We start from the raw sequence: 16,611 nt of genomic DNA, 5'->3' as shown, positions 1-16,611 counted from the left end.
TATAGATGCATCATGAAAAACGTGAAGCCGAAATTGCCGGGCGAGCCCGCGAAAACGAAGCCAGCGACGGGCCGCCGCGCCCCGCGTACCTCAGGCGTCTACAGTCGCGAGGAAATCTCCGAGATCTTCCGACGCTTCTCGATCCAGCGGCCGGAGCCGAAGGGGGAACTGGAGCACGTCAATCCCTTTACCCTGGTGGTTGCCGTCGCCCTGTCGGCGCAGGCGACTGATGCCGGCGTCAACCGGGCAACCCGGGCACTTTTCGCCGTTGCCGACACGCCGAAAAAAATGCTGGCCCTCGGCGAGGAGAAGGTCCGCGACTACATCAAGACCATCGGCCTTTTCCGCAACAAGGCCAGGAACGTCATCGCGCTCAGCGAAAAGCTGATCACCGATTTCGGCGGCGAAGTCCCGCGCACGCGGGAGGAGCTGGTAACGCTGCCGGGCGTCGGGCGAAAGACCGCCAACGTCGTGCTGTCGATGGCCTTCGGCCAAGCGACGATCGCCGTCGACACCCATATCCTTCGCATCGCCAACCGCCTCTGTCTGGCACCGGGCAAGACCCCTGATGAGGTCGAGGCGAAGCTCTCGCGCATCATTCCCAACGAATATCTCTACCATGCGCATCACTGGCTGATCCTGCATGGCCGCTATTGCTGCAAGGCGCGCAAGCCGGAATGCGAGCGCTGCGTCATTGCCGATATCTGCAAGGCACCGGAAAAGACCTGCGATATCCCGGCGCCGCTGGTCGAGTTGCCGCAACAAGTTCTTCCGGTCGCCGGCTGACGCGCGTCTTATATCTGTCTGCGCTGTCGGCCCGAGACTGACTCATGCGGAGATCAGTCGGTCGATCAGATGGCCGATGGCGTCGACGTAGACCTCTGTCGGCGCGCCTTCGGCAATCTCCAGCACGGCGCGGTCGAAGGCGGCTGACAGCAGCGTCGCCATTGCCGTCAAGGCGGCCTGATCGTGGACCTGCGGCGCCATCGCCTCCGCCAGGCCCTCTTCCAGCGTTCTCTGGGCGTTGGCCGCGTCGATCGTCGCCATTTCCCGTGTGCCGAGCACGGCCGGGCCGTCGAGCAGTAGAATGCGGATTCTGCCCGGCTCCGCCATGGCGTCGAAGAAGGCGCGCGCGCCTGTTATCAGCGCCTCGCGCGGCGTCAGGCGGTCGAATGTCGCTTCCTCGATCCTCGCCGCCACGGCACTGGATTCCCGCTCGGCGACGGCGCGAAACAGTGCCCTCTTGTCTTCGAAGTGGTGGTAGAGCGCACCGCGCGTCATGCCGGCGGCAGCCACGATGTCCGGCGTCGACGTTTCTGCATATCCCCTCGCGACGAAGAGACCGTGGGCAGCATCGAGGATCGCGGCGCGCGTCGTGTCGGAGCGCTCGCGATTGGAGCGGCGCGAGGATTTTATTTGCATACATTCAGCCTGTATGTTAATTCAAAAATACATGCAGACTGTATGATGATGCGAGCGCGAGGGAAAGCCCCCATGAAATCGACGAGCTACTATCCTGTGATCATGACATCAGACGTTGCAGCAACCGCGGCATTCTACATCGACAACTTTCGCTTCCAGGCGCTGTTCACCAGCGACTGGTACATGCATCTGCAGTCGACGGAATCCGAGACGGTGACGCTCGCCGTCCTCGACTATCGCCATGAAACCATCCCGGAGCGTGCCCGCGCGCCGGTCAGTGGCCTGCTCCTCAACTTCGAAGTCGAGGATCCCGACGCAGTCTATGCCGATTGCCAGGCAGCAGGTCTGCCGATCCTGAAGGCGATCTGCGACGAAGATTTCGGCCAGCGCCACTTCATCACCGCCGATCCCAATGGCGTTCTGATCGACGTCATCAAGCCGATCCCGCCGAGCGCCGAGTTCGCCGCCGCCTATGAGGCAAGCGCATTACCAGCGGAATGATCGCAGCCACGCGTGTTTTGTCTTCCAAATGGCTGGAAAACCGCTATTAACGAACACCGGCCATTAGGGAAACTGGACGGAGTTCATGACAAAATACGACGTGCTGACGATCGGCAATGCGATCGTGGATATCATTGCGCGCTGCGATGACGGCTTTCTGAGTGAAAACGGCATCATCAAGGGCGCAATGAACCTCATCGATGCCGACCGCGCGGAGCTGTTGTACTCGCGCATGGGCCCCGCCGTCGAAGCTTCCGGCGGCAGCGCCGGCAACACGGCGGCCGGCGTTGCCAGCCTTGGCGGACGTGCCGCCTATTTTGGCAAGACGACCAACGACCAGCTTGGCGAGATCTTTGCGCACGACATTCGCGCCCAGGGCGTCTATTTCCAGACCAAGCCGCTCGAAACGGTGCCGCCGACCGCCCGCTCGATGATCTTCGTGACCGAGGACGGCGAGCGCTCGATGAACACCTATCTCGGCGCCTGCGTCGAGCTCGGTCCGGAGGACGTGGAGGCCGATGTCGTCGCTGAGGCCAAGGTCACCTATTTCGAGGGCTACCTGTGGGATCCGCCGCGTGCCAAGGATGCAATCCGCGAGGCCGCCAAGATCGCCCATGAAAACGGCCGCGAAACCGCAATGACCCTGTCGGACAGTTTCTGCGTCCACCGCTATCGCGACGAGTTTCTGGAGCTGATGCGCTCCGGCACCGTCGACATCGTCTTTGCCAACAAACAGGAAGCGCTCGCACTCTACGAGACCGAGGACTTCGATCTGGCGCTGGAAAAGCTCTCGAAGGACTGCAAGCTTGCGGCCGTCACGCTGAGTGAAGAAGGCTCCGTCGTCGTGCGCGGCACCGAACGTGTCCGCGTCGGCGCGACGCCGCTCGCGCAGGTGGTCGATACGACAGGCGCCGGTGATCTCTATGCTGCGGGCTTTCTCCACGGATATACGACCGGTCGGTCGCTCGAGGATTGCAGCAAGCTCGGCAATCTCGCAGCCGGTATCGTCATCGGCCAGATCGGCCCGAGGCCGATGGTATCGCTTGCCGCTGCCGCCAAGCAGGCCGAGCTCGCCTGAGGCGAGCTGCAGCGCCGCGCACCAAATATGACCTATGTCAGAGCGGGCGTAGCCTTTATTTGAAGGCTTCGCCCGGATAGGCGCCCCAGATCTCGCTCTGGACGATCCAGCCTTCGACGCCCTGGGTTTCGATGTGGCACCAGTCGCCATTGCATTCACCCACACGGATGACCACGCCGGGCTCCATGCGCGCAACGATCCCTGCCGTGCTCTGCGGCTCGCGGCGCAGGTTGACGAAGACGCCTTCGCCCTTGCCGCGCATCCATGGCGCGGTGACGGCCGTGCGGTCGCCCGACAGAAGGGCCTGGTTCACCCAGCCTTCCGTGCCGTCGGCGTCGCGGATACGGCGCCAGTTATCGTATTCCTGGATGATTTCCACCGGTACGCCGGGCCTGAGGTAGCGGAACGCCACCGCGTAGTCGACGCTCGGGCCGATGCGCAGGTTGACGCTCTTGGCCTTCAGGCTGACGAAACGCGGCAGCGGCAATCCGCTGGCCCCCTTTGCGGCCTGGGCATGGGCACCCGACGTCGTGATGACCGCGCCGATGCAGGCGGCGATCAACGCTAACGAGAGTTTGGAAATGACGTGACGCATGACGAAGCTCATTTTCCGTGGCAACTTGCAGGCGCAGTTCACCCAGGGCTCTTGGCCGGGGCGTAAATCGCGGGGACGACGCAGCGAGTTTTGTTTGTCTTCCCGACCGGGTCTGGTAGAAATTGCGGCTACAGGGAGAAAGTATCGCCCAACTTGGTTAAGGACCCGTCAACAAGGCCCATCGCAGCAATGACAAGCAAGAAGAAGCCCAAGGTCTACATCACCCGGAAACTGCCGGACATCGTCGAAACCAGAATGCGTGAGCTCTTCGACGCCGAACTGAACATCGATGATACGCCGCGCAGCCAACCAGAGCTTGTGGCGGCGGTGAAGCGCGCCGACGTGCTCGTGCCGACGGTGACCGACCGCATCGATGCGGCGTTGATCGAGCAGGCCGGCCCGCAACTGAAACTGATCGCCAGTTTCTCCAACGGCGTCGACAACATCGATGTCGACGCGGCCGCACGCAAGGGCATTACCGTCACCAACACCCCGAACGTTTTGACCGAGGACACCGCCGACATGGCGATGGCGCTCATTCTCGCCGTGCCGCGCCGGCTCGCCGAGGGTGCGCAGATCCTGACCGATCGCAAGGGCGAATGGGCCGGCTGGTCTCCGACCTGGATGCTCGGCCGGCGCATTGCCGGCAAGCGCATCGGCATCGTCGGCATGGGCCGCATCGGCACCGCGGTCGCGCGCCGTGCCAAGGCCTTTGGCCTGTCGATCCACTATCACAACCGTCACAGGGTCAAGGCCGAGACCGAGGAGATGCTGGAGGCGACCTATTGGGACAGCCTCGACCAGATGCTTGCCCGCGTCGATATCGTCTCGGTCAATTGCCCCTCGACGCCGGCGACCTATCACCTGCTTTCGGCCCGTCGGCTCGCGCTGATGCGCCCGGAAAGCTATATCGTCAACACCGCCCGCGGCGGCATCATCGACGAGACGGCGCTGATCAAGTGCCTGCGCGAAGGCAAGATCGCCGGTGCGGGGCTCGACGTTTTCGAGAATGAACCCGTGGTCAACCCCAAGCTCATCAAGCTCGCCGGCGAGGGCAAGGTCGTGCTGTTGCCGCATATGAGTTCGGCGACGCTCGAGGGTCGCATCGACATGGGCGACAAGGTGGTGATCAATATCCGCACCTTCTTCGACGGTCACCGGCCGCCGGATCGGGTGCTGCCGGGTCGCGATTGATTCGCGACTGATCAAAGCGTCTTGCGCATCTCGATCGAGGTAGGCCGGGTAAAGCCCGGGTGAGCGGTTCTGTCGGTTTCGACGAAGCCCCAGGCCGAAAACGTCCTGTGGTTTTCGGTGAGTTCGATCCGTGTCAGCAGCCTCAGAGCGGCCAAGTGGCGGTCGCGTGCCGCTGCTTCGGCGCTTGCAAGCAACAGTCGGCCGACGCCTTTTCCCCGGCAGGTCGCGGAAACCGCAAGCTTGCCGATATAGAGGCAGTCGGTCTCCGGCTTGCAGAAGATGCAGCCGGCAAGCACTGAGCCGTCGACGGCGACGAAGCCAATTTCTGCCGAAGCCTTCTCGCTCAGCCCCTCAATCGTTAGCGCATGGGCCGAGGATGGCGGATCAATCCGCCCGTCCATATAGGCAAAGGCGTCAAGGATCAGGGCCAGCAATTCCTTGTAGCGATCGAAGGCAGCGTCGATCCTGATGATCTGCATCAGTCTGCGCTCCTGTCCTTGCGCCGGCGATAGCGGATGGTGCTGAATTGCGCCGAGAGAGCGTCATACATCAACAGCCGACCGACGAGTGGCTCGCCGATCCCGGCGATCACCTTGATGGCTTCCATAGCCTGCAATGTTCCGATGACGCCGGTGAGCGCGCCGATGATGCCGGCCTCGGCACAGGAGGGCACGACGCCCGGCGGCGGCGCTTCGGGAAAGAGATCGCGGTAGGACGGGTTCGGTTCGCCATCCGCGCCCGAGCGATAAGGCATCAGCACTGTAAGCGAACCGTCGAAGCGGCCGACTGCACCGGTGACGAGCGGTATGCCGACGGTTGCTGCCGTATCGGCGGCGAGATAGCGCGTGTCGAAATTGTCCGAGCCGTCGATCACCAGATCATATTGGCGCAACAGCGCCTCGGCGTTGTCGGCTGCCAGACGAAGGGGATGCCTCTCGACCACCACATGCGGATTGAGCGCGCCGATCGCTGCCGAGGCGCTCTCGACCTTTGTCTGGCCAATATCGGCCGTGCGGTGGATCACCTGCCGCTGCAGGTTCGACAGCGACACCACGTCATCGTCGACGATGCCCAGCGTGCCGATGCCGGCGGCGGCGAGATATTGAAGAACAGGAGCGCCGAGGCCGCCGGCGCCAATGACGAGAACGCGCGCCGCCTTGAGTTTCTGTTGCCCCCCACCGCCGAGTTCGGGCAGCATGATGTGGCGCGCGTAGCGGGCAATTTCCGATGATTCGAGGCTTGTACTAGTCATGAGCGGACACTTTCCATGATCGGCTCCATCATCCCGATACGCTTCCGTGCTCCACCGTCAGGAACCGGCCGCGATCGCCGAGCGCGTCGAACATCGCACGGTCCGTCCCGGTCATGAAGGCCTGGCCGCCAAGTCCGTCGACGAGATCGAATAGGGCGGCGCGGCGGCCCATGTCGAGATGCGCGGCGATCTCGTCGAGCAGCAGGATAGGAGCGTGACCGGTCATGTCGCCGACGAGGCGCGCATGGGCAAGAACCAGGCCGACGAGCAGCGCCTTTTGCTCGCCGGTCGAGCAGCGCTCGGCTTCCATGTCCTTTTCGCGGTGGCGAATCAGGAGGTCGGTGCGGTGCGGTCCGTCCAGTGTCCGGCCGGCGGCCGCGTCGCGCGCCCGGCCCTCGCGCAGCATGGTGAGATATTGTTCTTCGAGGTCGAAGGCTGGCTTGTGGCTCTCGTCGTCGAGGAAGCCCGCCAGCGCCAGGCGCGCAGATGGAAAGACGCTGTCGCCGGTGTTTCTCTCGACGAGCGCCGTCAGCAGACCCAGCATCTCCTGCCGTGCGAGCGCCATCGACACGCCGAGCCCCGCCATTTCCCGCTCGATGGCAGTCAACCAGGCCGGGTCGGGACGAAAGTCGCTGAGGAGCCGATTGCGGCTACGCATGGCACGGTCGAATTCGCTGGCGCGCTTCCCATGCTCCGGATCGAGCGAAAGCACCAGCCGATCGAGGAAACGGCGGCGATCGGCCGACGGGCCGGTGAAGAGCCCGTCCATGGCCGGCGTCAGCCACAGCACGCGCAGATGGTCGGTCAGCTCATCGACCGTACTCGCTGTCGTGCCGTTCAGCCGCAGGCGTCGTGATTGCCCCTCACTGGTGCCGGCCGTGCCGGTACCGATCTCGACCGGGCCTTCCATGCCCACGACTTCGGCAAAGACCGAGAAGCCGTCGCTTGCGCCGACGCGAGCGACATCGGCATAGGCCGCACGCCTGAGGCCACGGCCTGGCGACAGAAACGACACCGCTTCCATCAGATTGGTCTTGCCGGCGCCGTTCTCGCCGGTCAGCACGACGTGCCTCTGGTCGAGCGCCAGCGACAGCGCCGCATAATTGCGGAACTCGCTCAGCTTCAGGCGATTGAGAAAGACCTTTTGTGGCATTTCGGGTCCGGATTCGACGTCGGCGCCAGTCGCAGCGCCACGCGTCGAACAGGACGTGCAAAGGACGCTGCAACACTTGCTGCATAGCTCCATAAATCGATGCCGATTTAAGGAGCTATGCAGTAGGACGAAAGCGGGCTTTAAGGCAAGACGAAAGGTGACCTGAGTCATTTCCAGGCAAAATTGCGCGATAACGGCGGGGAAAGCCTTATAATCCCAGTCGTTCAGCGCTTTTCTTGATCGCTTGCGTACAATATGACAGCCGCATGACAATCCACGAACGGATATATTTGTGATGCTGGCTTGGTTCCGCAAACTCCTTCCCCGCGAAGACAGCTTTTTCGATCTCTTCGCGCAACATTCGCGTACCGTCGTCGGTGCCGCCGAAGCGCTCGACAAGCTCCTCGCCGGCGGCGACGATCTCGAAAAGCACTGCGACCGGATCGTCGCGCTTGAAGACGAGGCAGACGGTGTCACCCGCGAAGTGCTTCTGGCCGTTCGTCGCTCCTTCATCACGCCGTTCGATCGTGGCGACATCAAGGATCTCATCCAGTCGATGGACGATGCCATCGACATGATGCACAAGACGGTCAAGACCATCCGGCTCTACGAGCAGAAGACCTTCGATCCGGGCATGAAGGAAATGGGCGTCATCGTCGTCCAGGCGGCGCACCTGATCGCCGAGGCCATTCCGCTGCTCAATCGCATCGGCGTCAACCACGGCCGGCTCATCGCCATCGCCGAAGAGGTCACGCGCATCGAAGGCCGGTCCGACGAGCTGCACGACCAGGGCCTGAAGGATCTTTTCCGCCGCTACGGTGCCAACAATGCCATGGCCTACATTATCGGTAGCGAGATCTACGGCGAGCTCGAGAAGGTCGTCGACCGCTTCGAGGACGTCGCCAACGAGATCAGCGGCATCGTGATCGAGAACGTCTGATGGACGCGACGCTCGCCCTGCCGTTGCTCGTCGCCCTCATTGCAATCGCCCTGTTCTTCGACTTTCTCAACGGGCTGCATGACGCCGCCAACTCGATCGCAACCATCGTTTCGACCCGGGTGCTCCGGCCGCAATATGCGGTCATGTGGGCGGCGTTCTTCAATTTCATCGCCTTCCTGTTTTTCGGCCTGCATGTGGCCGAGACGCTCGGACGCGGCATCATCGATCCCGGCATCGTTACGCCGCTGGTGATCTTCTCGGCCCTGATGGGGGCGATCGTCTGGAACATCGCGACCTGGATCTTCGGCATTCCGTCGAGTTCGTCGCATGCGCTGATCGGCGGCCTCGTCGGTGCCGGCCTAGCCCGCACTGGCGGCGATGCCATCGTCTGGACCGGTCTCTTGAAGACGGTCGGCGCCATCGTGATGTCGCCGATGATCGGCTTCTTCCTGGCGCTGCTCCTGATCCTCATCGTTTCCTGGCTGTTCGTGCGCCGGACGCCTTTTGCTGTCGACCGTACCTTTCGGGTGATGCAGTTCGTCTCGGCGTCGCTCTATTCGCTCGGCCACGGCGGCAACGATGCGCAAAAGACCATGGGCATCATCGCCGTGCTCTTGTTCTCGCAGGGCTATCTCGGCTCCGAGTTCTATGTGCCGTTCTGGGTGGTGATCACCTGCCAGGCGGCGATCGCGCTCGGCACGCTGTTGGGCGGCTGGCGCATCGTGCACACCATGGGCTCGAAGATCACCAAGCTCAATCCGATGCAGGGCTTCTGCGCGGAAACCGGCGGCGCCATCACGCTGTTTGCCGCCACCTGGCTCGGCATTCCGGTGTCGACCACCCACACGATCACCGGCGCGATCATCGGCGTGGGTGCCGCCAAGCGTGTCTCGGCGGTGCGCTGGGGCCTTGCCGGCAACATTGTCATCGCCTGGTTCGTGACGATGCCGGCCGCTGCTGCGATTTCGGCGCTCACCTACTTCGCAGTCGATCTGTTCCTGTGACCCTGTCCGCCTCCGGCTGCAATGCCGGGGGCGGGGCTCGCGGTTGGGGAGAGAGCCTCCGCATTGGCGGTGGGACTGAGCGTCATGAGACGATCCAGTTCAGGGAACAGGCGTCCGACTTTCGGTTGCAAGGCTCGTCCGGGATATCCGGCCCGGTCGTGATCGCGACTTGGGCGGCGCCCATCAAGATGTAGCGAATGGGGGTTGCGCATGAACGGTCGCGCCCACAGCCGCGCAGCGGTTCACGGGTCCCAGTGCGGAGGATCGCCAAAGGTCTTCTTCAGATGATCGGTAATTGCCCGGAGCTTGGCCGACGGCCGTCGGCCCTCCGGATGGGCCATGTAGATGAATTCCGGCTCTGGGCGAAAACCGACATCGATCTCGCGAAGCCGACCGTCGCGCACCGCAGGACCGCAGATGAATGTCGGCAGCAGCGCGATGCCGAGCCCGGCGACGGCAGCATCGTGGATCATGTCGCCGTTGTTGATGCGCAGCGCCATGCGGGCGCGGATAACGGTCGAACCGGTCGGCCCCTCGAACCGCCAGTCGGAAGCGCCGCGATTGGTGTAGAAGATACCGCGGTGATCGTTGAGTTCCGCAAGCGAGGCCGGCGTGCCGTTGCGATCGAGATAGTCGGGCGAGGCGACCAGCAGGCGCCTGCTTTTGGCAAGCTTCCACACGACCAGCCGTGAATCGGCGATGATCCCGTGGCGCACGATGGCGTCATAACCCTCCGAGGCGACATCGACCCGGCGATCGTCGAGATCGAGCGTCAATTCGACCTCGGGATGTGCCGCCAGAAAGGGGTAAAGGGCAGGCCCGAGATGCAGATGCCCGAAACTGACCGGGGCGGCGATCCGCAATGGTCCGGTCAGCGTCCCGCGGCGCTCCGCCAGATCGCTGGCGGCGGCCTGCACCTCGCTGACGATCCGCACCGCGCGCTCGCGAAAGGCGATGCCATCTTCGGTGAGAGTCAGCTTGCGCGTCGTGCGATGCAACAGCGTTGCGTTCAGGTGGCGTTCCAGGTCCGAGACCCGTTCGCTGATCACGGATTTCGACAGCCGCAGCCGGCGCGCCGCCTCGCTGATCGAGCCGGCTTCCGCAACTGCGACAAAGGCAGCAATTCCTTCGATCTTCAGCATCGTTCGGCATTTCCGAATTCGAGTTCCATCATTGGCAGACTAATCCGAACGGCAATCTTCGGCCATATCTATTGGCAACGAAGGACGGCGGTCGATGGAAAGAAGACCGGTCCCAAGCCAACCCAACAGCCAGGCCAACCCAAAAGAAGGAATTCCATCATGCCACGTTTGCACAACAAGACCGCGCTCATCACCGGCGGCACCAGCGGCATCGGCCTCGAAACGGCGCGCCAGTTCATCGCCGAGGGTGCCCGGGTCGCCGTTACCGGCACCAATCCGAAGAACATTGCCGAAGCACGCAAGATACTCGGCGAAGGCGCCGTCATCATCCAGGCCGATGCCGGCAACGCCGCCGGACAGGCGGCGGTTGCCGAGCAAGTCAAGGCCGCCTTCGGCCATCTTGACATCCTCTTCGTCAACGCCGGCATCGCCAAGCTTCAGCCGATCGAAAAATGGGACGAAGCCAGCTTCGACCAGTCGCTCGCGATCAACGTCAAGGGCCCGTTCTTCCTGATCCAGGCGCTGCTGCCGATCTTCTCCAACCCCGCCTCGATCGTGCTCAACACCTCGATCAACGCCCATATCGGCATGCCGACCTCCAGCGTCTACGCGCTCAGCAAGGCGGCGCTCCTGTCGCTTGCCAAGACGCTTTCGGGCGAACTGATCGGCCGCGGCATTCGCGTCAATGCGGTCAGCCCCGGCCCGATCAAGACGCCACTGCATGACGGACACGGTGCCACGCCTGCCGAAAACAAGGAGATCGTCGCATCGATCGCCGCGCAGATCCCGCTCGGCCGCTTCGGCGATGCAAGCGAGATTGCCAAGGCAATTGTCTTCCTCGCCTCAGACGAGGCCGCCTTCACGGTGGGCGCCGAACTGATCATCGATGGTGGCATGGCCACGCTCTGATACTCACCTGTCTGTTGCCGCCGCGCGCGTTCGATCGCGCGTGGCGGCAAAGTCCTGTTCGTCATCGACGGCACGCCGCGGGCGGCGTTGGCAGGGCGCCCGGAGGAGAGTATATTCTTGAAACCTAATAAGTCGTCGAACAGTCGAGCGGAATGAAGCAGATCCCACACCGATCAGATCCGGGAGGAGACGATGACGAGTGTCAATTGGACGATCAAGGGTCGAGAATTCATTCATTGCAATTGCGCCTATGGCTGCCCCTGCCAGTTCAATGCGCTGCCGACCCACGGCAATTGCTGCGCCGTCGGTGGATTTGAGATCGAGACGGGCCATCACGGCGACACGCGCCTCGACGGCTTGAGATGCGGGATCATTGCGGCTTGGCCCGGTGCAATTCATGAGGGCAGGGGTGAGGTCGTGCCGATCGTCGACATCCGTGCCACGCCGGCCCAGCGCGAGTCGCTGCTGCGCATCATGAGCGGCCAGGATACCGAGCCGGGAGCAACCTTCTTCCAGGTGTTCGCCACCACCTTCGAAACCTTTCACGACCCGGTCTTTGCCGAGATCGACTTCGACGTCGATGTCGGCGCGCGGACAGCACGGCTGAATGTGCCCGGGTGGATCGTGGCGCGTGGCGAGCCGATCTTGAACCCCGTGACCGGAAACCCGCATCAGGCACGCATCAACCTGCCGCAGGGCTTCGAATACGACGTCTGCGAGGTTGGACGCGGGTGGGCCGACACGAAGGGGCCGCTGACGCTGTCCATTCCGGATTCGCACGCCCATTTCGCCAGCATGCATCTGTCTGAAAGCGGCGTGGTTCACTGACGCCCATGGCCGACACTGCGCTCGAAACGCTTTTAAGGCGCGACCGGCTCATCGTCGTGGTCTCGCTGTTGGCCCTGACCGGAATTACCTGGCTCTATATTCTCTGGCTGGCAGTCGGCATGGAGGCCATGGCGCACGTGCCGGCCTCTGGCGATGGCATGAGCGGCGACATGGCGATGGGCACAGACGAGGGCATGGCCATGGACATGTCGCCGGGTGCCATGGCGTCGATGGCCGACGTCGCCTTCCGTCCCTGGAGTGTGTCGACCTTCGCCTATGCCTTTGTCATGTGGGCGGTGATGATGGTCGGCATGATGACGCCTTCGGCAACGCCGATGATCCTGCTCTTTGCCCGTGTCGGGCGGCAGGCGGCGCTCGACGACAGGCCGTTTGCCGCGACCGGCTTTTTTGCCGGCGGCTATCTCACCGCCTGGGTCCTGTTTGCGGCTCTGGCGACGCTCGGGCAATGGCTGCTGGAGTCTGCTCTGCTGCTGACGCCGATGCTGGCGAGCGGCAGCCGTATTCTCAGCGGCATCATCCTGATTTCGGTCGGACTGTTTCAATGGACGGCGTTGAAGGACGCCTGCCTAAGGCAGTGCCAGGCGCCGCTCATGTTCATCCAGAGCCATGGCGGCTTTCGCCGCGATGCCGGCGGCGCCTACCAGTTCGGTCTTCTTCACGGCCTTTATTGTGTCGGCTGCTGCTGGGCGCTGATGGCGCTCCTGTTCATCGGCGGCGTGATGAACGTCCTGTGGATCGCGGTGATCGCGATTTTCGTGCTCGCCGAAAAGGTGGTGCCCGGCGGCCGGATGCTGTCCCGCGTCGCGGGAGCCGCGGTCGTCATGGCCGGGCTGTGGCAGCTTGCGGCCATGACGTGATCCTACAGCGCCGCGCGTCTTATTGGACGCGCAAAGGTCGCTGTAGCACTTTGAATTGCTGCATGTTTTTATCCTTAGATCGGATAGGATCTAAGGAAACATGCAGTAGGGGCAACCGCTGAGCGTCAGTCGCTCAGCGTGTCGAAGAAATCCTTCATCCGGGCGAAGAAGCCGGCGGATTCCGGATTGTTGTCCTTCGACGAGATCTGCTCGAATTCCTGTAGCAGCTCGCGCTGACGCTTGGTCAGCTTCTGCGGCGTCTCGATCTGCATCTGGATGTAGAGATCGCCGGTCTGGCTGGAACGTAGCACCGGCATGCCCTTGCCCTTCAGGCGGAACTGCTTGCCGGCCTGGGTGCCTTCCGGCACGGTCACGCGCGACTTGGTGCCGTCGAGCGTGGTGACGTCGAACTTGCCGCCAAGCGCCGCCGTCGTCATCGAGATCGGCACGCTGCAATAGAGATCGGCGCCATCGCGCTGGTAGAACTCGTGCGGCTTGACCGAGAGGAAGATGTAGAGATCGCCCGCTGGTCCACCGCGCAGGCCCGCTTCCCCTTCGCCGGAGAGGCGAATGCGAGTGCCGTCTTCGATGCCGGCCGGAATGTTGACGGAGAGCGTGCGCTCCTCGGTGACGCGGCCCTGGCCGTGGCACTTGGTGCAGGGATCGGTGATCGTCTGGCCGCGGCCGCCGCAGGTCGGGCAAGTGCGCTCGATCGAGAAGAATCCCTGGGCGGCGCGTACGCGGCCCGAGCCTTGACAGGTTCCGCAGGTCTTCGGGCTGGTGCCAGGCTTGGCACCGGACCCGGTGCAGACGTCGCAGGTGATCGAGGTCGGCACCCGGATCTGCGCGGTCTTGCCGGAATAGGCCTCTTCCAGCGAGATTTCCATGTTGTAGCGCAGATCGGCGCCGCGCTCGCGGCCACCCGATGAACGCCGCTGGCGCCCGCCACCCATCATCTCGCCGAAGATGTCTTCGAAGATGTCGGAGAAACCGCCTGCGCCACCGGCGCTACCGCCAAAGCCGTTGCCCATGCCGCCCTGCTCGAAGGCTGCGTGGCCGTAACGATCATAGGCCGCGCGCTTCTGCGGGTCCTTGAGCGTCTCGTAGGCTTGGTTGATTTCCTTGAAGGTCTTTTCCGAGGCGGCGTCGCCGGGGTTCTTGTCCGGATGATACTGCATCGCCAGTTTGCGGAAGGCGCTCTTCAGCTCCTTCTCATCCGCGTTCTTGGCAACGCCAAGCGTTTCGTAAAGATCACGTTTCATTCTTCAAAGATTGTCCTGTTGACAAGGCGTGCCAGCGCGGGGGCCCGGCGGCTGCCTGGTTACCTTGCCACAGGATTTAGTAAACCTTGAAGCGCGATACCATAGCCCATCGGGCCGCGGATGCGGTTTTTTGTCGGAAAAATGACGTTTCTGCCGGTCTCGCGCCCGGTAGACCCGCTTTGGGTGGCACTCCTGCCCCCAGGGATGCTCTGTAGCGGCGGTTTCAGCGGCGCGGGCCTCACGGGCCCGACGTCCTTCAGAGGCTGTCTGGCGCAGGCGCCTGAGGGGTAAAAAGGCAACAAAAAAGCCCGGGTCGCCCCGGGCTTTTCCGTCTCTAGGAGAGGGCGACTTAGGCCGACCGCTTGCGATCGTCTTCGTCGTTGACTTCTTCATAGTCCGCGTCGACGACATCGCCGTCGCGCGCGGCGTCAGCGGCGGCATCCGCATGGGCGGCGTCCGTCTGCTGGGCCTCGTAGATCGCCTGACCAAGCTTCATGGAGACTTCCATCAGCGTGTTGGTCTTGGCCTTGATGTCTTCGGCGTCCGGCTCGGAAGCCTCGACGGCGGTCTTCAGCGCGGCAATGGCGTCGGAGATCGCGTTGCGGTCGGTTTCCGAAACCTTGTCGCCGTAGTCCTTCAGCGACTTTTCCGAAGAATGGATCAGGCTTTCTGCCTGGTTCTTCGCTTCCACGCCTTCGCGGCGCTTCTTGTCGGTTTCGGCATTGGCTTCGGCGTCCTTGACCATCTTCTCGATGTCTGCGTCGGACAGGCCACCGGATGCCTGGATGCGGATCTGGTGTTCCTTGCCCGTACCCTTGTCCTTGGCCGATACCTGCACGATGCCGTTGGCGTCGATGTCGAAGGTCACTTCGATCTGCGGCATGCCGCGCGGTGCCGGCGGAATGCCGACGAGGTCGAACTGGCCGAGCAGCTTGTTGTCGGCTGCCATTTCACGTTCGCCCTGGGAGACGCGGATCGTCACGGCCGACTGGTTGTCGTCGGCGGTCGAGAAGGTCTGCGACTTCTTGGTCGGGATCGTCGTGTTGCGTTCGATCAGGCGGGTGAAGACGCCACCGAGCGTTTCGATGCCGAGCGACAGCGGGGTCACGTCGAGCAGCAGAACGTCCTTGACGTCGCCCTGCAGAACGCCGGCCTGGATCGCAGCACCCATGGCCACGACTTCATCCGGGTTCACGCCCTTGTGCGGCTCCTTGCCGAACAGCTGCTTTACGGTTTCCTGGACCTTCGGCATGCGGCTCATGCCACCGACGAGAACGACTTCGTCGATCTCGGCAGCCGAAACGCCGGCATCCTTCAGCGCGGCCTTGCACGGAGCAACGGTGCGCTGGATCAGGTCGTCGACAAGCGCTTCGAACTTGGCGCGGGTCAGCTTCATGGTCAGGTGCTTCGGACCGGAGGCATCCGCCGTGATGAACGGCAGGTTGATTTCGGTCTGCTGCGACGAAGACAGCTCGATCTTGGCCTTTTCGGCCGCTTCCTTGAGGCGCTGAAGAGCGAGCTTGTCGTTCTTCAGGTCGATGCCCTGTTCCTTCTTGAACTCGCCGGCGAGATACTGGACGAGACGCATGTCGAAGTCTTCGCCGCCGAGGAAGGTGTCGCCGTTTGTCGACTTCACTTCGAAGACGCCATCGCCGATTTCGAGAACCGAGATATCGAAGGTGCCGCCGCCAAGGTCGTAGACAGCGATCGTCTTGCCGTCCTTCTTGTCGAGGCCATAGGCGAGCGCGGCAGCGGTCGGCTCGTTAATGATGCGCAGCACTTCGAGGCCCGCGATCTTGCCGGCATCCTTGGTTGCCTGGCGCTGGGCGTCGTTGAAGTAGGCCGGAACGGTGATGACGGCCTTTTCGACCTTTTCACCGAGGTAGGATTCGGCGGTTTCCTTCATTTTCTGAAGGATCATGGCGGAGATCTGCGACGGCGAGTAATCCTTGCCATGCGCTTCGACCCAGGCGTCGCCATTGTCAGCCTTGGTGATCTTGTAAGGAACCATGTCCTTGTCTTTTTGCGTGGTCGGATCCTGGAAGGTCCGGCCGATCAGGCGCTTGATCGCAAAAAGCGTGTTTTCCGGGTTGGTGACGGCCTGGCGCTTTGCCGGCTGGCCAACGAGACGTTCGCCGTCTTCGCTGAACGCCACCATCGAGGGGGTCGTGCGCGCACCCTCGGCATTTTCGATGACCTTCGCATCTTTTCCGTCCATGACGGCGACGCAGGAGTTGGTCGTTCCCAAGTCAATACCAATAACTTTAGCCATGTCGTTCTCTCCTTGCAGCGGACTGTCGGAACCCGGTCAGGCATTCGTGAGACAGTCCCTAACGGGATGGTCTTTGGATTTCTTCGCAGCGGTGGCTGCGCCGATGCGGCGTATATAAGGACCGGCGTTTCGGACTGCAAGGCATTCTGCGGGGCGATTGGGGGCAAAAGCAAGCCTGCGA

At 62.8% G+C, this 16,611-nt stretch carries 17 protein-coding genes; 9 read left to right on the top strand and 8 right to left on the bottom strand.

What is annotated here, in order from left to right:
- Positions 1-12: 12 nt before the first annotated feature.
- Positions 13-786, top strand: coding sequence for an endonuclease III (gene nth, locus ASD03_RS06495; RefSeq protein ID WP_025425415.1), 774 nt, complete (start codon positions 13-15; stop codon positions 784-786).
- Between the two features lie 42 nt (positions 787-828).
- Here the strand turns inward: nth and ASD03_RS06490 are convergent, their stop codons facing one another.
- On the bottom strand, positions 829-1,422 hold the full coding sequence (locus ASD03_RS06490; RefSeq protein WP_025425416.1) for a TetR/AcrR family transcriptional regulator: 594 nt from the start codon (positions 1,420-1,422) through the stop codon (positions 829-831).
- 72 nt (positions 1,423-1,494) lie between these two features.
- On the opposite strand from ASD03_RS06490, the gene ASD03_RS06485 reads away from it, so the two are divergent.
- Both ASD03_RS06485 and ASD03_RS06480 read left to right on the top strand, forming a co-directional pair.
- Positions 1,495-1,923: a VOC family protein gene (locus ASD03_RS06485; protein WP_025425417.1), complete on the top strand. Its 429-nt coding sequence runs from the start codon at positions 1,495-1,497 to the stop codon at positions 1,921-1,923.
- 85 nt (positions 1,924-2,008) lie between these two features.
- On the top strand, positions 2,009-3,001 hold the full coding sequence (locus ASD03_RS06480) for an adenosine kinase (RefSeq protein WP_025425418.1): 993 nt from the start codon (positions 2,009-2,011) through the stop codon (positions 2,999-3,001).
- A 55-nt stretch (positions 3,002-3,056) separates the two neighbouring features.
- Here the strand turns inward: ASD03_RS06480 and ASD03_RS06475 are convergent, their stop codons facing one another.
- Positions 3,057-3,596: an SH3 domain-containing protein gene (locus tag ASD03_RS06475; RefSeq protein WP_025425419.1), complete on the bottom strand. Its 540-nt coding sequence runs from the start codon at positions 3,594-3,596 to the stop codon at positions 3,057-3,059.
- Positions 3,597-3,785: 189 nt separating this feature from the next.
- Here ASD03_RS06475 and ASD03_RS06470 point away from each other — a divergent pair, with 189 nt between their 5' ends.
- The gene (locus ASD03_RS06470; protein ID WP_025425420.1) at positions 3,786-4,790 is read left to right on the top strand and encodes a D-glycerate dehydrogenase; all 1,005 of its coding nucleotides are present in this window, start codon (positions 3,786-3,788) and stop codon (positions 4,788-4,790) included.
- 11 nt (positions 4,791-4,801) lie between these two features.
- Here ASD03_RS06470 and ASD03_RS06465 read toward each other — a convergent pair whose 3' ends face one another.
- The 3 genes from ASD03_RS06465 to recF are packed head-to-tail and all read right to left on the bottom strand — an operon-like array spanning position 4,802 to position 7,195.
- Entirely contained in the window at positions 4,802-5,269 is a 468-nt protein-coding gene (locus ASD03_RS06465) for a GNAT family N-acetyltransferase (protein ID WP_025425421.1), read from the bottom strand.
- Positions 5,269-6,042 carry a molybdopterin-synthase adenylyltransferase MoeB gene (locus ASD03_RS06460; RefSeq protein WP_025425422.1) on the bottom strand — a complete coding sequence of 258 codons (774 nt, stop codon included), beginning with the start codon at positions 6,040-6,042 and terminating at the stop codon, positions 5,269-5,271. The genes ASD03_RS06465 and ASD03_RS06460 overlap by 1 nt, the downstream gene beginning before the upstream one ends.
- A 28-nt stretch (positions 6,043-6,070) precedes the next feature.
- A complete protein-coding gene (recF, locus tag ASD03_RS06455; RefSeq protein WP_025425423.1) occupies positions 6,071-7,195 on the bottom strand; it encodes a DNA replication/repair protein RecF in 1,125 nt (374 codons plus the stop codon).
- A gap of 295 nt (positions 7,196-7,490) precedes the next feature.
- Between recF and ASD03_RS06450 the strand changes: the two genes are divergently transcribed.
- Entirely contained in the window at positions 7,491-8,135 is a 645-nt protein-coding gene (locus ASD03_RS06450) for a DUF47 family protein (protein WP_025425424.1), read from the top strand.
- Positions 8,135-9,139 carry an inorganic phosphate transporter gene (locus tag ASD03_RS06445; protein ID WP_025425425.1) on the top strand — a complete coding sequence of 335 codons (1,005 nt, stop codon included), beginning with the start codon at positions 8,135-8,137 and terminating at the stop codon, positions 9,137-9,139. The genes ASD03_RS06450 and ASD03_RS06445 overlap by 1 nt, the downstream gene beginning before the upstream one ends.
- Before the next feature lie 242 nt (positions 9,140-9,381).
- Here ASD03_RS06445 and ASD03_RS06440 read toward each other — a convergent pair whose 3' ends face one another.
- Positions 9,382-10,281 (bottom strand): LysR family transcriptional regulator, encoded by a 900-nt coding sequence (locus ASD03_RS06440; RefSeq protein ID WP_025425426.1) that lies wholly within the window; start codon positions 10,279-10,281, stop codon positions 9,382-9,384.
- A 159-nt stretch (positions 10,282-10,440) separates the two neighbouring features.
- Here ASD03_RS06440 and ASD03_RS06435 point away from each other — a divergent pair, with 159 nt between their 5' ends.
- From ASD03_RS06435 to ASD03_RS06425, 3 genes are all read left to right on the top strand, one after another.
- Positions 10,441-11,190: an SDR family oxidoreductase gene (locus tag ASD03_RS06435; RefSeq protein WP_025425427.1), complete on the top strand. Its 750-nt coding sequence runs from the start codon at positions 10,441-10,443 to the stop codon at positions 11,188-11,190.
- A gap of 192 nt (positions 11,191-11,382) precedes the next feature.
- Positions 11,383-12,018, top strand: coding sequence for a DUF1326 domain-containing protein (locus tag ASD03_RS06430; protein WP_025425428.1), 636 nt, complete (start codon positions 11,383-11,385; stop codon positions 12,016-12,018).
- A 5-nt stretch (positions 12,019-12,023) separates the two neighbouring features.
- Positions 12,024-12,896, top strand: a complete 873-nt coding sequence (locus ASD03_RS06425) for a DUF2182 domain-containing protein (protein ID WP_107026809.1) — start codon at positions 12,024-12,026, stop codon at positions 12,894-12,896.
- Between the two features lie 125 nt (positions 12,897-13,021).
- On the opposite strand, the gene dnaJ is transcribed toward ASD03_RS06425, so the two are convergent.
- Together dnaJ and dnaK are read right to left on the bottom strand one after the other, a co-directional pair.
- Positions 13,022-14,158, bottom strand: a complete 1,137-nt coding sequence (gene dnaJ / locus ASD03_RS06420) for a molecular chaperone DnaJ (RefSeq protein WP_025425430.1) — start codon at positions 14,156-14,158, stop codon at positions 13,022-13,024.
- A gap of 349 nt (positions 14,159-14,507) precedes the next feature.
- A complete protein-coding gene (gene dnaK, locus ASD03_RS06415; protein ID WP_025425431.1) occupies positions 14,508-16,430 on the bottom strand; it encodes a molecular chaperone DnaK in 1,923 nt (640 codons plus the stop codon).
- Positions 16,431-16,611 lie beyond the last annotated feature (181 nt).

It is taken from the genome of Ensifer sp. Root127, from assembly GCF_001425225.1.
Classification (GTDB): Bacteria; Pseudomonadota; Alphaproteobacteria; order Rhizobiales; family Rhizobiaceae; genus Ensifer; species Ensifer canadensis.
This window is presented reverse-complemented; position numbering and strand designations above follow the sequence as displayed.

Coding starts and splice junctions, on each gene's coding strand:
- nth (WP_025425415.1), top strand. CDS start 13: ATGAAAAACGTGAAGCCGAAATTGCCGGGCGAGCCCGCGAAAACGAAG.
- ASD03_RS06490 (WP_025425416.1), bottom strand. CDS start 1,422: ATGCAAATAAAATCCTCGCGCCGCTCCAATCGCGAGCGCTCCGACACG.
- ASD03_RS06485 (WP_025425417.1), top strand. CDS start 1,495: ATGAAATCGACGAGCTACTATCCTGTGATCATGACATCAGACGTTGCA.
- ASD03_RS06480 (WP_025425418.1), top strand. CDS start 2,009: ATGACAAAATACGACGTGCTGACGATCGGCAATGCGATCGTGGATATC.
- ASD03_RS06475 (WP_025425419.1), bottom strand. CDS start 3,596: ATGCGTCACGTCATTTCCAAACTCTCGTTAGCGTTGATCGCCGCCTGC.
- ASD03_RS06470 (WP_025425420.1), top strand. CDS start 3,786: ATGACAAGCAAGAAGAAGCCCAAGGTCTACATCACCCGGAAACTGCCG.
- ASD03_RS06465 (WP_025425421.1), bottom strand. CDS start 5,269: ATGCAGATCATCAGGATCGACGCTGCCTTCGATCGCTACAAGGAATTG.
- ASD03_RS06460 (WP_025425422.1), bottom strand. CDS start 6,042: ATGACTAGTACAAGCCTCGAATCATCGGAAATTGCCCGCTACGCGCGC.
- recF (WP_025425423.1), bottom strand. CDS start 7,195: ATGCCACAAAAGGTCTTTCTCAATCGCCTGAAGCTGAGCGAGTTCCGC.
- ASD03_RS06450 (WP_025425424.1), top strand. CDS start 7,491: ATGCTGGCTTGGTTCCGCAAACTCCTTCCCCGCGAAGACAGCTTTTTC.
- ASD03_RS06445 (WP_025425425.1), top strand. CDS start 8,135: ATGGACGCGACGCTCGCCCTGCCGTTGCTCGTCGCCCTCATTGCAATC.
- ASD03_RS06440 (WP_025425426.1), bottom strand. CDS start 10,281: ATGCTGAAGATCGAAGGAATTGCTGCCTTTGTCGCAGTTGCGGAAGCC.
- ASD03_RS06435 (WP_025425427.1), top strand. CDS start 10,441: ATGCCACGTTTGCACAACAAGACCGCGCTCATCACCGGCGGCACCAGC.
- ASD03_RS06430 (WP_025425428.1), top strand. CDS start 11,383: ATGACGAGTGTCAATTGGACGATCAAGGGTCGAGAATTCATTCATTGC.
- ASD03_RS06425 (WP_107026809.1), top strand. CDS start 12,024: ATGGCCGACACTGCGCTCGAAACGCTTTTAAGGCGCGACCGGCTCATC.
- dnaJ (WP_025425430.1), bottom strand. CDS start 14,158: ATGAAACGTGATCTTTACGAAACGCTTGGCGTTGCCAAGAACGCGGAT.
- dnaK (WP_025425431.1), bottom strand. CDS start 16,430: ATGGCTAAAGTTATTGGTATTGACTTGGGAACGACCAACTCCTGCGTC.